This is a genomic window from Kitasatospora sp. NPDC058243, from assembly GCF_042882025.1.
Lineage (GTDB): Bacteria > Actinomycetota > Actinomycetes > Streptomycetales > Streptomycetaceae > Kitasatospora.
The window spans coordinates 1-14,255 of sequence record NZ_JBHVWW010000027.1; the positions used below are offsets into that span (position 1 = coordinate 1).

At 71.3% G+C, this 14,255-nt stretch carries 11 protein-coding genes; 1 reads left to right on the plus strand and 10 read right to left on the minus strand.

Annotation, left to right across the window (positions count from 1 at the left end):
- Positions 1-422 precede the first annotated feature (422 nt).
- The 9 genes from ACFVX9_RS19175 to ACFVX9_RS19215 form a co-directional block, all read right to left on the minus strand.
- A complete protein-coding gene (locus ACFVX9_RS19175; RefSeq protein WP_387982637.1) occupies positions 423-1,946 on the minus strand; it encodes a CoA-acylating methylmalonate-semialdehyde dehydrogenase in 1,524 nt (507 codons plus the stop codon).
- A 319-nt stretch (positions 1,947-2,265) separates the two neighbouring features.
- Positions 2,266-3,066 (minus strand): hypothetical protein, encoded by an 801-nt coding sequence (locus ACFVX9_RS19180; RefSeq protein WP_380482248.1) that lies wholly within the window; start codon positions 3,064-3,066, stop codon positions 2,266-2,268.
- A 71-nt stretch (positions 3,067-3,137) separates the two neighbouring features.
- A complete protein-coding gene (locus ACFVX9_RS19185; RefSeq protein ID WP_063347650.1) occupies positions 3,138-3,569 on the minus strand; it encodes a hypothetical protein in 432 nt (143 codons plus the stop codon).
- Between the two features lie 181 nt (positions 3,570-3,750).
- Positions 3,751-5,145: an NAD(P)/FAD-dependent oxidoreductase gene (locus ACFVX9_RS19190; protein ID WP_380377494.1), complete on the minus strand. Its 1,395-nt coding sequence runs from the start codon at positions 5,143-5,145 to the stop codon at positions 3,751-3,753.
- 63 nt (positions 5,146-5,208) lie between these two features.
- Positions 5,209-6,012, minus strand: a complete 804-nt coding sequence (locus ACFVX9_RS19195) for an ABC transporter permease (RefSeq protein WP_380377495.1) — start codon at positions 6,010-6,012, stop codon at positions 5,209-5,211.
- A complete protein-coding gene (locus ACFVX9_RS19200) occupies positions 6,012-6,941 on the minus strand; it encodes an ABC transporter permease (RefSeq protein WP_380423402.1) in 930 nt (309 codons plus the stop codon). The genes ACFVX9_RS19195 and ACFVX9_RS19200 overlap by 1 nt, the downstream gene beginning before the upstream one ends.
- Positions 6,938-8,080 carry an ABC transporter ATP-binding protein gene (locus tag ACFVX9_RS19205; protein ID WP_380340579.1) on the minus strand — a complete coding sequence of 381 codons (1,143 nt, stop codon included), beginning with the start codon at positions 8,078-8,080 and terminating at the stop codon, positions 6,938-6,940. Before ACFVX9_RS19205 ends, ACFVX9_RS19200 begins: the two co-directional genes overlap by 4 nt.
- Positions 8,081-8,129: 49 nt before the next feature.
- Entirely contained in the window at positions 8,130-9,380 is a 1,251-nt protein-coding gene (locus ACFVX9_RS19210; RefSeq protein WP_380377498.1) for a spermidine/putrescine ABC transporter substrate-binding protein, read from the minus strand.
- 67 nt (positions 9,381-9,447) lie between these two features.
- Positions 9,448-10,959 (minus strand): gamma-aminobutyraldehyde dehydrogenase, encoded by a 1,512-nt coding sequence (locus ACFVX9_RS19215; protein ID WP_380482251.1) that lies wholly within the window; start codon positions 10,957-10,959, stop codon positions 9,448-9,450.
- Between the two features lie 356 nt (positions 10,960-11,315).
- Here ACFVX9_RS19215 and ACFVX9_RS19220 point away from each other — a divergent pair, with 356 nt between their 5' ends.
- A complete protein-coding gene (locus ACFVX9_RS19220; RefSeq protein ID WP_063347657.1) occupies positions 11,316-12,971 on the plus strand; it encodes a PucR family transcriptional regulator in 1,656 nt (551 codons plus the stop codon).
- Positions 12,972-13,010: 39 nt separating this feature from the next.
- Here ACFVX9_RS19220 and ACFVX9_RS19225 read toward each other — a convergent pair whose 3' ends face one another.
- Entirely contained in the window at positions 13,011-14,207 is a 1,197-nt protein-coding gene (locus ACFVX9_RS19225) for a spermidine/putrescine ABC transporter substrate-binding protein (RefSeq protein ID WP_387982641.1), read from the minus strand.
- Positions 14,208-14,255 lie beyond the last annotated feature (48 nt).

The window sequence follows — 14,255 nt, forward strand, 5'->3', positions numbered from 1 at the left end:
TCCAGCGGGCCCTCCGGGCGCTTCGTTCTTTCGTGTTTCCAGCTTACCAGATGTTTTCCGCTCCGTTTCCGGCGCTTCGTTCATCCAACTCGCTGATGTCTTCTGCGGCTTGACGCCCCGTCCGACGTTTCAAACTCTAGCCGATCCCCGCTCCGAAAAGCGAATCGGCCGCAATCCAATAAAACGAACACGCCGAATAAGAACCAAGCCGCGACAAGACGCGAACCAGCCCGAACCAGGAAATGGTGTTTCAAAAGGATTGGCTACCCCGGGACCGTCCGCGCGGAGATGCGTGTCCGGTGCTCCCAGCCAGGCAGCTCGAAGAACTCTACGCGTGATCGCGACCGGATGCAAACGGGGTGCAAAGGGTCGGCCGGACCCCGGGGAGAAGGGTCCGGCCGGCACGACCGCGGGGCGGGAGATCAGCTGTTGGTGGGGAAACCGAGGTTGATGCCGCCGTGCGAGGGGTCCAGCCAGCGCTGGGTCACGGCCTTGCCGCGGGTGAAGAACTGCACGCCGTCCGGACCGTACGCGTGGGCGTCGCCGAACAGGGAGGCCTTCCAGCCGCCGAAGGAGTAGTAGGCGACCGGGACCGGGATCGGCACGTTGATGCCGACCATGCCGACCTCCACCTCGAACTGGAAGCGCCGGGCCGCGCCGCCGTCGTTGGTGAAGAGGGCGGTGCCGTTGCCGTACGGGTTGGCGTTGATCAGCGCCAGGCCCTCGTCGTAGGAGGCGACGCGCACGACGGAGAGGATCGGGCCGAAGATCTCGTCGTTGTAGACGGACATGCCCGGCTTCACGTGGTCGAACAGGGTGGGGCCGAGCCAGAAGCCGTCCGAGGTCGGGGCGCCGTTCTCGTCCTCGGCGGTGACCGGGTGCTTGCGGCCGTCCACGGCGAGCTCGGCGCCGTCGGCGACACCGGACTCGACGTAGGAGGTGACCTTGTCGCGGTGCTGGCCGGTGACCAGCGGGCCCATCTCGGAGTCGCCGTTGCAGCCGGGGCCGACCTTCAGGGTGGCGATCCGCTGCTTGATCTTGTCGACCAGGTCGTCGCCGATCGGGTCGACCGCGACCAGGACGGACACGGCCATGCAGCGCTCGCCGGCCGCGCCGAAGCCCGCGTTGACGGCGGCGTCGGCGGCCAGGTCGAGGTCGGCGTCGGGCAGGACCAGCATGTGGTTCTTGGCGCCGCCCAGGGCCTGCACGCGCTTGCCGTAGCGCGTACCGGTCTCGTAGACGTAGCGGGCGATCGGGGTGGAGCCGACGAAGCTGACGGACTTGACGTCCGGGTGCTCCAGCAGGCGGTCCACGGCGGCCTTGTCGCCGTGCACGACGTTGAAGACGCCGTCCGGCAGGCCTGCCTCCTTCCACAATCCGGCGAGGAAGTTGGCGGCGGACGGGTCCTTCTCCGAGGGCTTCAGGACGACGGTGTTGCCGGCCGCGATGGCGAGCGGGAAGAACCACATCGGCACCATGGCCGGGAAGTTGAACGGCGAGATGATCGCGACCGGGCCGAGCGGCTGGCGGATCGAGTAGACGTCGACGCCGGTGGAGGCCTGCTCGGTGAAGCCGCCCTTGACGAGCTGCGGGATGCCGCAGGCGTACTCGACGACCTCCAGGCCGCGGGCGATCTCGCCGAGCGCATCGGAGTGGACCTTGCCGTGCTCGGACACGATGATCGCGGCCAGCTCGTCGCGGCGGGCGTTCAGCAGCTCGCGGAAGGCGAACAGCACGGTGGTGCGCTTGGCGACCGAGGCGGTGCGCCAATCGGCGAAGGCCGAGGCGGCGGCGGCCACGGCCTGGTCGACCTCGGCGATCCCGGCGAAGTCGACCTGGCCGGCGACCTGGCCGGTGGCCGGGTCGAAGATGTCACCGCGGCGGGGCGCCGCGCCGGCGGTGGCGACGGGCTCGCCGCCGATCCAGTGAGTGATGTGCTTGCTCAAGTCCGTCTGCCTCCGAAGTCCCGGGCGGCGTCCTGCCGCCGGTCCTGTCTGGCGCCGCCCGCGAGTGGGCCGGGCGACGGGATTCACGGGGCTACCGCGTTCGTCTCCAGTCTGGTGCCCGCCGCGCCAGGCCTCAACGAACAGGCTGACGGGGATCGCGGATTCAGCCTTACAGGTCGTCCGGTTGCTCGGCCGAATGGGTGAGGGGGCACGAACGAACGTGTGAAGCCGGACCCGCAAAGACGACCCCGCAAGACGAACGCGCCAGGACGAACGCGGCAGGAGGAACGCGCGAGGACGAAGCGCCGCCACCCCGCGTTCAGGACTCCTCGTCCTCCAGGTACGGGTCGTGCAGACCGTCGGCCGCCTCCTGGGTCTCCAGCAGGTCCAGCCGCAGGTCCTGGGCCCAGGCGAGCGCCCACCGCTTCAGCCCGCCGACCGCGCGTGCCGCGACACCCCGGGCCCGGAACCGGCCGTCCGCCGCCTCGGCCAGCGTCTCCAGCCGGTCGGCGAGCGCCGCGGGCTGGAAGTCCGCGTCCAATTCGCCTGCCAGCGCGATGAGTTCGCCCTCCCGGTAGCAGTCGGTGAGGGCGTGCACGTCGACCAGGTCCCGCGGCATGCCACGGTCCACCAGCAGCGCGGTCGTGAGCGCGGCGGCGTCCTCCAGGGCGACGACCGGCAGCACAACTGGCAGGACGACCGGCAGGACCGCCGGCAGCGCCACCGCCGGCTCGCCGGGCGGGGGCGCGGCGAGGTCGAAGCGCACCGGCCGGTGGGCCAGCGGCTCCTTCCGCAGCTCCACCGAGTGCGACCGCCCGCCGAGCGCGAGCCGGACGGTGAGCTGCTCCAGCCGCGGCGTGCCCGGGCGTTCGGCGACCCCGCCGCCGGCCGCGCGGTAGGCCTCGCCCAGCGCGGCGGCCACCTCCGGCAGGTCGGCCCCGCCGGTCACCAGGGTGAGTCCGTCCTGCGGGCAGGCCGCGACGCCGTGGGCGCGCAGCGCGTGCCCACCGGCCAGAGCGAGCCCGTACCGGTCGCAGACGGGGGCCGCCAGTGCGGCGAGGCGCAGCTGGGTGTGGCCCGGTCGAAGGGGCGCGTCGACGGCGTCCGGGGCGGTGGTCACGTTTCCAGTCTGACGCGACCGCCCGCCCCGCGCGCCACCGCCGGCCTGGGGCCGGAGCCCGGGGCGGGCGATCACCAGCCGCTGAGCCCGGCCGCGGCCTCGTGCAGGGCGAGCTCCAGCAGCACCGGGTCGTTGAGCCGTCCGGAGCCGTCGGGCGGGACGAGCCAGCGCACCCCGCGGCTGCGGCGCTCGGGGTGCGGGACGACGATCCAGGTGCCCTCCCCCGCGCTGCGCACGCCCGTCCCGATCCAGCGGGCGGCGGTGCCGACGGGGACCAGGAAGCTGACGTGTTCGTCCCCGAAGTCGGTGAGGACGGGGCCGCAGGAGCCGGGGTCCAGGATCTCCAGGGCCGGGCGTCCGAGCCGTCCGGGGACGGAGAGGACGTCCCAGCGGCGGCCGGCCGGTAGCAGCATCAGCCCCAGCCCGGTGCGCTCCCATTGCTCCCGGAAGGCCTCCGGGTCCGCTGCCACCTGGGCGAGCCAGTGCAGTCCGGTGCTCTCCATGTCTGTCCCCGCTTCTTGCCGCTGGTTCCGGTCGGATCGTCCTGGTCGGGACGCGACGGGGAGACCGAGACCCGCCGTCACCAAGGAGAGGCGGACGGCGGGTCTCTCTTACACGGATAACGCGGATAGCACGGATAACACGGATAGCAGGGATGGCGAGGTCAGCTCACGGACAGCGAGGTCAACTGTCGAAGCCGAGCCCCATGCGGTCGAGCGTGCGCAGCCAGAGGTTGCGGTGGCCGCCGTTGCGGTCCGCGCGCTCCAGCGAGCGGGTGGTGATCTCGATCCCGGCCCAGCGCACCGGCTCGGGCGGGAACGGCAGCGGCTTGCTGCGCACCATGTCCAGCGAGGTGCGCTCGGTGCGCTCGCCGGACAGCAGGTCGAGCATCACCTCGGCGCCGAAGCGCGTCGCGCCGACGCCGAGCCCGGTGTACCCGGCCGCGTACGCGACCTTGCCCCGGTAGGCGGTGTCGAAGAACGCCGAGAACCGGCTGCAGGTGTCGATGGCGCCGCCCCAGGCGTGGGTGAACCGCAGGCCCTCCAGCTGCGGGAAGCAGCGGAAGAAGTGGTTCGCCAGCGTGCGGAAGGTCTCCGGCCGCTGGTCGTACTCGTGCCGGACGCGGCCGCCGTAGTGGTAGACGGCGTCGTAGCCGCCCCACAGGATCCGGTTGTCGGCGGAGAGCCGGAAGTAGTGGAACTTGTTGGCGCTGTCGCCGAGTCCCTGCCGGCCGCGCCAGCCGATCGCGGCGAGCTGCTCGTCGCTGAGCGGCTCGGTCATCAGCGCGTAGTCGTACACCGGCACGATGTACGGCCGGACCCTCTTGACCAGCGACGGGAACACGTTGGTGCCGAGTGCGACGCGCCGGGCGAAGACCCGTCCGTACGGGGTGCGGACGGCCATGCCGCTGCCGTACTCCCGCAGGTCGGTGGCCCGGGTGTGCTCGAAGATCCGCACGCCCTGGCCGAGGCAGGCGTCCCGCAGGCCCCAGGCGAGCTTGGCGGGGTGGACCATCGCCACGCCCTCCTTGTCCCAGAGGCCGCCGAGGAAGGTCGGCGAGTCGACCTCGGCGCGCAGCTCGTCGGCGTCCAGGACGGTGATGTCGAAGCCGTACCGGGCGACGGCCTCGGCGATCTCGTGGAGTTCCTCGACCTGGTGCGGCTGGGTGGCGACGTCGATCTCGCCGGTGCGCTCCCACTCGGCGTCGATGCCGTAGCGCTTGAGGGTGGCCTCGATGCCGTCCAGGTTGGCGGCACCGAGGCGTTCCAGCTGGGCGAGTTCGGCGGGCCAGCGTTGCAAGCCGTTGCCGAAGCCGTGGGTGAGGCTGGCCGCGCAGAATCCGCCGTTGCGCCCGGACGCGGCCCACCCGACCTCGTTGCCCTCGACCAGCACGACGTCCAGCGAGGGGTCGCGTTCCTTGGCGATGAGGGCGGTCCAGAGGCCGGAGTAGCCGCCGCCGACGACCAGCAGGTCGCAGGTGGTGTCGCCGACCAGGGCGGGCAGTGCCGCCGGCCGGCCCGGATCCTCCAGCCAGAAGGGGGTGGGCCTGGCGTCACTGAGTGCGCGGGCGGAGTCCATGCATTATCAGCCACTTTCTGTACTTAGGCGATGGTTTGTTCGGCCACCACACCCGACCGTACGTCAGGCGGTGGCCTTCCGGCGGTTGCCCAGCCACTGGCCGGCGACGGTCAGCGCGACGGCGGCGATGAACATCGCGGTGCCGATGACGTTCACCTGCACCGGGATGCCGCGCTGCGACGCGCCCCAGACGAACATCGGGAAGGTGACCGTGGTCGGGCCCGAGTTGAACTGGGTGATGATGAAGTCGTCGAAGGAGAGCGCGAAGCTGAGCAGCGCTCCCGCCGCGATGCCGGGGGCGGCCAACGGCAGGGTGACCCGCAGGAAGGTCTGGATGGGGGTCGCGTAGAGGTCCTGGGCGGCCTGTTCGAGCCTCGGGTCCATGCTCATCACGCGGGCCTTGACGGCCGTCACCACGAAGCTGAGGCAGAACATGATGTGCGCGATGAGGATGGTGGTGAAGCCGAACGGGATGCGCATGTTGAGGAACAGCGTCCCGAGCGAGGCGGCCATGACCACCTCGGGCATGGCCATCGGCAGGAAGATCATCGCGGTGGTGGCCGAGCGGCCGCGGAAGCGGTAGCGGGCCAGTGCGAAGGCGACCATGGTGCCGAGCACGGTGGCGCCGATGGTGGCGAGCACCGCGATCTGCAGGCTGAGCGAGAGCGACTGGCACATGTCGGCCACGCCGCAGGGGTTGGTCCAGGCGTCGGTGGAGAACTCGTTCCACTCGTAGTTGAACTTGCCGACCGGTTTGTTGAACGAGAAGGCGAGCACGACCAGGTTGGGCAGCACCAGGTAGGCGAGGGCCAGCACGCCGGCCAGCACCACCAGGTGGGCGCGTATCCACTTGGTAATCCGGGACATCAGACCAGTTCCTCCGTCCCGGCCTTGCGCATGTAGACCGTCACCATGCCCAGGATCAGGGCCATCAGGATGAAGCTCAGTGCGGCAGCCGTGGGGTAGTCGAGCACGTTCAGGAACTGCTTCTGGATGCCGTTGCCGACCATCTGCTCGCTCGGCGAGCCCAGCAGCTGGGCGTTGATGTAGTCGCCGGAGGCCGGGATGAAGGTGAGCAGGGTGCCGGCGACCACGCCGGGCAGCGAGATCGGGAAGGTGACCTTGCGGAAGGTGGTGAACGGCCGGGCGTACAGGTCGCCGGCCGCCTCGTGCAGGCGGGGGTCGATCCGCTCCAGCGAGGTGTACAGCGGCAGGATCATGAACGGCAGGAAGTTGTAGGTGAGACCGCAGACCACGGCGAGCGGCGTGGCGAGCACCCGGTCGCCGGAGGTGAGGCCGAGCGCGTTGGTGACGTCCAGGACGTGCAGGGTGTTGAGCACCCCGACCACCGGCCCGCCGTCGGACAGGATGGTCTTCCAGGCCAGCGTGCGGATCAGGAAGCTGGTGAAGAACGGCGCGATGACCAGGATCAGGATGACGTTGCGCCAGCGCTTGCTCGCCTTGAAGGCGATCGTGTACGCGAGCGGGTAGCCGACGGCCAGGCAGAGCACGGTGGCGATGCCGGCGTAGGAGAACGAGCGGACGAAGTGCCACTTGTACTCGACCAGGGCGTCCCAGTAGGTCGCGAGGTGCCAGGTGACCTTGAAGCCCGCTTCGAGCGAGCCGGTCTGCAGCGAGGTGGACGCCTGGTAGACCATCGGGACGGCGAAGAAGACGACGAGCCAGGCGATGCCGGGCAGCAGCAACCAGTACGCGGTGAGCTTGCGCTTCGGCTTCCGCGCCGGTTCCGTGAGCGGTATGACCTGTGACGGAGCGGCCGGGGTGGTGGTGGTCATGCGGCCTCCTCCGCGGTGCCCGCGTCGATCGCCTGCGCGGCGTCCAGGGCGAAGGAGTGCGCCGGGTTCCAGTGCAGCAGGACGGGCGCGCCGGGGACGATCCGGGCGTCGCGCTCCATGTTCTGCTCGAAGACGGTGACCTCCTGGCCGCCGTCGGTGCGCACCACGTACTGGGTGGAGACGCCGATGAAGCTGGAGTCGAGGACGGTGCCGGCCAGCCGGTTGCGGCCGTCGGCGACCTCGGCGGAGGCGTGCGCGATGGTGATCTTCTCCGGGCGCACGCCCAGGTGGACCTGCCTGGCCTCGGTGGCGCAGCGCGCCTTGGGCACGGCGAGGCGGACGCCGGCCGCGGTGAGCAGCAGGTCGCCGCCGTCGGTGCCGGTGACCTCGGCGGGCAGCAGGTTGGACTGGCCGAGGAAGTTGGCCACGAAGGTGGTGGCGGGGTTCTCGTACAGCTCGGCGGGGGCGCCCAGTTGCTCGACCCGGCCGCCGTTCATCACCGCGATGGTGTCGGCCATCGTCATGGCCTCCTCCTGGTCGTGGGTGACGTGCACGAAGGTGATGCCGACCTCGGTCTGGATCCGCTTGAGCTCCAGCTGCATCTGGCGGCGGAGCTTGAGGTCGAGTGCGCCGAGCGGCTCGTCGAGGAGCAGCACCTGCGGGTGGTTGATCAGGGCGCGGGCGACGGCGACGCGCTGCTGCTGGCCGCCGGAGAGCTGGTGCGGCTTGCGCCGGGCGTACTGGCCGAGTTCGACCAGCTCCAGCATCTCCTCGACCTGCTTCTTGACGTCCTTGCGGCCGCGGCGGCGCAGGCCGAAGGCGACGTTCTCGAAGATGTCGAGGTGCGGGAAGAGCGCGTAGCTCTGGAAGACGGTGTTCACCGGCCGCTTGTACGGGGGCAGGGCGGTGACGTCCTGGCCGCCGATCAGGACGGTGCCGCTGGTGGGCTCCTCCAGGCCGGCGATCATGCGCAGGGTGGTGGTCTTGCCGCAGCCGGAGGCGCCGAGCAGGGCGAAGAAGGAGCCCTGCGGGACGGTGAGGTCGAGCGGGTGGACGGCGGTGAAGGCGCCGTAGGTCTTGCCGATGCCGGTGAGGCGGACGTCGCCGCCGGCGGCCGCGTCGCGCTGCTGGTCTGTCATGGGTGTCTTCCTGGGTTCTCTGCCGGGAGTGGGCCGCGCGTGGGGGGGGTCAGGCGCCGATGAGCTTGGAGAACTTCTGCTCGAAGTCGCTCTCCTCGGTCTCGGTGAGGGTGCGGAACACGTGCGACTTGGCCGCCATCTCGGGGGTGGGTACGACCAGCGGGTTGGCCGCGCTGTCCGGGGCGAGGGCGGCGAGTTCGTCCTTCATCCCGGTGACGGCGGAGACGAAGCCGATGCCCGCGACCAGCTGCGCCGCGATCTTCGGCTGATAGTAGAAGTCGATCAGCTTTTCCGCGTTCGCCTTGTGCTGCGCCCGGGCCGGGATCAGCATGTTGTCCGTCGAGGAGACGTAGCCCTTCTCCGGGATGACGAACTCGATGTCCGGGTTGTCGGCGCGCAGTTGGATCAGGTCACCGCCCCAGGCGACGCAGGCCGCGATGTCACCGGAGGACAGCTCCTGGCCGTAGTCGTTGCCGGTGAAGCGGCGGATCTGCTTGCTGTCGACGCCCTTCTGCAGCCGGGCGACGGCGGCGTCGTAGTCGTCGGCGGTGAACTTCGCCGGGTCCTTGCCCAGGTCCAGCAGGGTGATCCCGATGCTGTCGCGCATCTCGGAGAGGAAGGTGACCCGGCCCTTGAGGTCGGGGTCGTCCAGCAGTTGGGAGACGCTGGTGACCTCCTTCCCCTTGGTCGCCTTCTTGTTGTAGGCGATGACGACCTGGATGCCGGCCCACGGGTAGGAGTACAGCCGGCCCGGGTCCCAGTCGGGGGCGCGGAAGCGGGAGTCGATGGTGGTGATCGCGGTGGTGACGTTCGCCGGGTTGAGCTTCTGCGCCCAGCCGAGCCGGATCATCCGGGCGGCCATCCAGTCGGTGAGGACCATCAGGTCGCGGCCGGTGTCCTGGCCGGCCGCGAGCTGCGGCTTGACCTTGCCGAAGAACTCGACGTTGTCGTTGACGTCCTCGTTGTACCTGACCTTGACGCCGGTGGCCGCGGTGAAGGCGTCCAGGGTGCCGTGCTTCTCCTTGTCCTTCTCGTCGGTGTCGATGTACAGCGGCCAGTTGGAGAAGTTGACCACCTTCTCGGTGTCCGAGAGGTCCTTGGCGGCGTTGGCGGTCGAGTCGCCGCCGACGGTCCTGGCCGCCGGGATCCCGCAGGCGGCCAGCGTGCCCGCACCGGCGGTCAGCGCGGCGGCCCGCAGCAGGGTGCGGCGGCCGATCGCGGCCCGGCCGCTGGTCTGGCTGCGTTCCCAGGCCTTGCGGACCGGTTCGGGCAGACCGTCGGTGAACTCGTTGAACGCCATGGAACGGGCCTCCTGGGGGTAAGAGGTCGAATCGGGGCGCCCTGGGGGCGGCGCCCCTGGGCAGGGGTTATCTGTCTCCGAAGACGGTGCGGTGCCAGTCCTTGCGGGCCACCGCGGTGGTGTCGAACATGACGTGCTTGACCTGGGTGTACTCGTCCAGCGAGTACTGGGACATGTCCTTGCCGTAGCCGGACGCCTTGTAGCCGCCGTGCGGCATCTCGCTGATGATCGGGATGTGGTCGTTGACCCAGACGCACCCGGCCGCGATCTCCCGGGTGGCGCGCAGCGAGCGGTGCACGTTGCCCGTCCAGGCGGAGGCGGCCAGGCCGTAGGGGGTGTCGTTGGCCAGCCGCAGGCCCTCGTCGTCGGTGTCGAAGGGCAGCACGACGAGCACCGGGCCGAAGATCTCGCCCTGGACCACCTCGCTGTCCTGGGCGGCGCCGGTGATCAGGGTGGGCGCGTAGTACGCGCCGCGGGTGAGGTCGGTGCCGTCGTGGCCCTGCTCCGGCGCGCGGCCGCCGGTGACCACGGTGGCGTAGGAGCGGGCGCGTTCGACGAAGCCGGCCACCCGGTCCCGGTGGGTGTACGAGACCAGCGGGCCGAGGTCGGTGTGCGGGTTGAGCGGGTCGCCGATCCGGATCGCGGCGTACAGCTCGGCCACGCCGGCCACGAACGCGTCGTACAGCGGGCGCTGGACGTACGCGCGGGTGGCGGCGGTGCAGTCCTGGCCGCCGTTGATCAGCGAGGCGGCGACCGCGCCGTGCACGGCGGCGTCGAGGTCGGCGTCGTCGAAGACCACGAACGGGGCCTTGCCGCCGAGCTCCAGGTGGGTGCGCTTGACGCTCGCGGTGGCGAGTTCGGCGACCCTGCGGCCGACCGGGGTGGAGCCGGTGAAGGACACCATGGCGACGTCCGGGTGCGCGACCAGGTGCTCGCCGGCGGTGCGTCCGGCGCCGGTGACCACGTTGACCACGCCGTCGGGGATGCCCGCCTCGGTGCAGGCCCGGGCGAACATCAGCGAGGTGAGCGGGGTCAGCTCGGACGGCTTGAGCACGATGGTGTTGCCCGCCGCGATCGCCGGCAGGACCTTCCAGGCGGCCATCTGCAGCGGGTAGTTCCACGGCGAGATCGAGCCGACCACGCCGATCGCCTCGCGGCGCACGTAGGAGGTGTGGTCGCCGGAGTACTCGCCGGCCGCCTTGCCCTCCAGGTTGCGGGCGGCGCCGGCGAAGAACGCCACGTTGTCGATGGTGCCGGGGACGTCGAACTCGGTGGCCAGCTTGACCGGCTTGCCGGTCTGCGCGGTCTCCACCCGGGCGAGGTCTGCGCTCGCCGAGGTCAGGACGGCGGCCAGTGCGGTCAGCGCCTCGGAGCGGGCGCCGGGGGTGGCGCGGGACCAGCCGGGCAGGGCCGCCTTCGCGGCGGCCACGGCCGCGTCGACCTCGCCGGTGGTGGCCAGGGCGACCTGCTCGACCACGCTGCCGTCCGCGGGGTTGACGACCTGGAAGGGCTCGCCGCTCCCCCGGGTCCGACGGCCCGCGATGTACTGCGCGCCCGCGCCGAAGTCGGTCAGGTCCATCTGGTTCCTCCAAGTGCCGGTGGGTCGACTGCCACGGCGATTCTCACGGTTGTGCGGTGGGGGAATCCGACCGGCTGATCACCGGGGTTGCGCGATCCTGGCAGTCCGGCGGACTCCGGACAAGGGATTCCGCTGTTGCATTCCGGCAACGCGATGGATTCCGGCGTGAGGTCTGTTTTTCGCCACAGCCGACCCGCTGACCATGCCCGTTGCCGCCCCGGCGTGACAAGGGTCACTCCGACAACCTCGGCGGGTAGGGCCTTACAGGGTGCAAGGGTTCACCGAGGGCGACAGGTCGTCGCCGCGATGGATGATTTACCTGACACTCTGGTCCCTCAAGGCCCTGGAGGCCCGCGATGCTCCCCACCGTCGCCCGCGTGCTCGACCTGGAGGTGATGCGGCGCGGCCTGCCCCAGGTCGTCGCCGGCGCCGACCACCTGGAGCGGCCGGTCCGCTGGGTCCACGTGAGCGAACTGCCCGACGTCGCCGGGATGCTCCAGGGCGGCGAACTGGTGCTCACCACCGGCATCGCGCTGCCCGACGACCGCGAGGGCCTGGCCCGCTACGTCCGCGAGCTGGACGAGGTGGGGGTCGCCGGACTGGTCGTCGAGTACGGCCGGCGCTACTTCGACTCGCTGCCCCGCGCCCTGGTGCACGCCGCCGAACAACGCGGCCTGCCGCTGATCACGCTCCGCCGCGAGCTGCGCTTCGTCGCCGTCACCGAGGCCGTGCACGCGCTGGTGGTCAACGCCCAGCTGGAGCAGCTGCGCGTCTCCGAGGCCGTCCACCAGGTGTTCAACGAGCTGGTGGTGGAGGGCGCCGAGCCGCCCGAGGTGATCCGCCAGGTGGCCCGGATGGCGGGCGCGCCGGTCGTCCTGGAGAACCTCGCGCACCAGGTGCTCGCCCACGACACCGCCGGCCGCCCGGAGGTCGAACTGCTGGAGGACTGGGAGCGCCGCTCCCGCGGGGTCCGCCCGCCCGGCCGCACCGGGCACGACCCGCGCAGCGGCTGGCTGGTGACCACGGTCGGCGCCCGCGGCCAGGACTGGGGCCGACTCGTGCTGGTGCAGGATCCGGGCCCGCTGCCCGAGAACGAGGCCCACCCGCACACCATGCTGCTGGAACGCGGCGCCTCCGCCCTGGCGCTCAACCGGCTGGTGGTGCGCGACCGGGAGAGCCTGGAGCGGCAGACCCACCGCACCCTGCTGTCCGGCATCCTCACCCACGCGCTGACCGTCTCCGAGGTGGCCCTGCGCGCCCAGGCGCTCGGCGTCCCGCTGGAGGGCCGCCGGCTGGTCGGAGTGGTGCTGCGGCAGCGGCGCGGCCCGATCCCGGCCGCCCTGGAGGCGCAGGCCCGGCTGCGCGACTTCACCGAGCTCGCCGCGGGAGCCGTCCGGGCCTGCCGACTCTCCGCCCTGGTCGGCGCGCTGGACGACGAGGGCGTCGGCGTGCTGATCACGCTCGGCACCCAGCAGGACGAGCACGCCGCCCTGGACGCCTTCTCGGCCACGCTGCGCCGGATGTCGGCCGAGGCCGGCCGGGACGACGCCGCCGCCGCACCCGCCCCGGTGGTCGCGGTCGGCTCCTCGGTCGGCTCCGTCCGGGACGCCCGGCGCACCCTGCTGGAGGCCACCCAGGTCGCCGACGCGGCCCTGCACGACGCGCCCGGCGGCCGGGCCGCCTCGTACTACCGGCTGCCGGACGTCCGGCTGCGCGGCCTGCTCCACCTGCTGCGCGACGACGCCCGGCTGCAGACCTACGTGGAGCGGGAGCTGGGCCCGCTGCTGGCCCACGACGCCGAGCACAACGGCCAGTTGGTGCAGATGCTGCGGATCTACCTGGAGCAGGGCCGGAACAAGTCGGCGGCGGCCGACGCCGCGCACCTGTCCCGGCCGTCCTTCTACGACCGCCTGCACAAGGTCGAGCGGATCCTCGGCGTCGACCTCGACCAGGTGGAGTCCTGCCTCTCCCTGCACGTGGCGCTGCTCGCCCTGGACGCCGTCCGCCGCTGACCGCTGACCGCTGACCGCTGACCGCTGACCGCCGGTGGCCTACACGCCGGTGATGCGCCCCCAGACCTTGTGCAGTTCGGGCCGCTCCGCCGAGGTGACGTCGCGCATGGTGTGCAGCCGGGCGCGCATCTCGTCGGTCGGGAAGAGCAGCGGGTTCTCCGCCAGTTCGGCCTTGTCCTTGTCGCCGCTGGCCGCCAGCACCTCGCGGGCGGCCGGCACCGGGCAGATGTACTGGACGAACGCGGCGAGTTCGGCGGCCACCTCGGGCTGGTAGTAGTGGTCGATCAGCAGCTCGGCGTTGCGCTTGTGCCGGGCCCGGTTGGGGATCATCAGGCTCTCCGCCCACAGCTCGCCGCCCTCCTGCGGCACCACGAACTCGATGTCCGGGTTCTGGGCGGTCAGTTGGACGGCGTCGCCGGAGTAGGCCTGGCAGGCGACGGCGGCACCGGAGGCGAGGTCGCTGGTGTAGTCGTTGCCGGTGAAGCGGCGGATGTGGCCGGTGTCGACCATCTTCTGCACGGTGTCCATCGCCCGGTGCGCGTCGTCCTCGCCGAACCGGGAGACGTCCGCACCCTGGGCGAGCATCAGCAGCCCGAGCGCCTCGTCCAGCCCGGCGAACAGGGTGACCCGGCCCTTGAGATCGGGCGCCCAGAGGTCCGCGGTCGACTTCAGTTCCCGACCGAGCGCCTTGCGGTTGTACGCGATGCCGGTGATCCCGGACTGCCAGGGCACGCTGCGCCGGCGCCCGGGGTCGAAGGCCGGGTCGGCGAGCTGCGGGTCCAGGTTGGCGGTGACGTTGGGCAGGTTGGCCCGGTCCATGGCCTGCACCCAGCCGAGCGAGACGTACCGGCCGGCCATCCAATCGCTGACCACCATGAGGTCCCGGCCGGGGTCGGCGCCCTGGGTGAGCACCGGGCTGATCTTTCCGAAGAACTCGTCGTTGTCGTTGATGTCCTCGGTGTAGGTGACCGCGATGCCGGTCCGCTCGGTGAAGGCGTCCAGGGTCGGCCGGTGGCCCTGGTCGTCGGTGTCGATGTACTGGGTCCAGTTGGAGAAGGCGAGCCGCTGCTCGCGGTCCGAGCGGTCCTGGACCGAGCGGCGGTCCTCGGCGACGTACGCGGACGGGATGCCGCAGCCGGCCAGCGTGCCGGCGCCGAGCAGCGCGGCCCCGCCGAGCACCGAACGCCGGCGGATCGTACGGGAGTTGTGGGGGCGGGTCGGGGTGGTGCTGGGCATGGGGAAGGCCTCCGGAGCGTGGGACGGCCCCGGGCGTGCGCGACACCC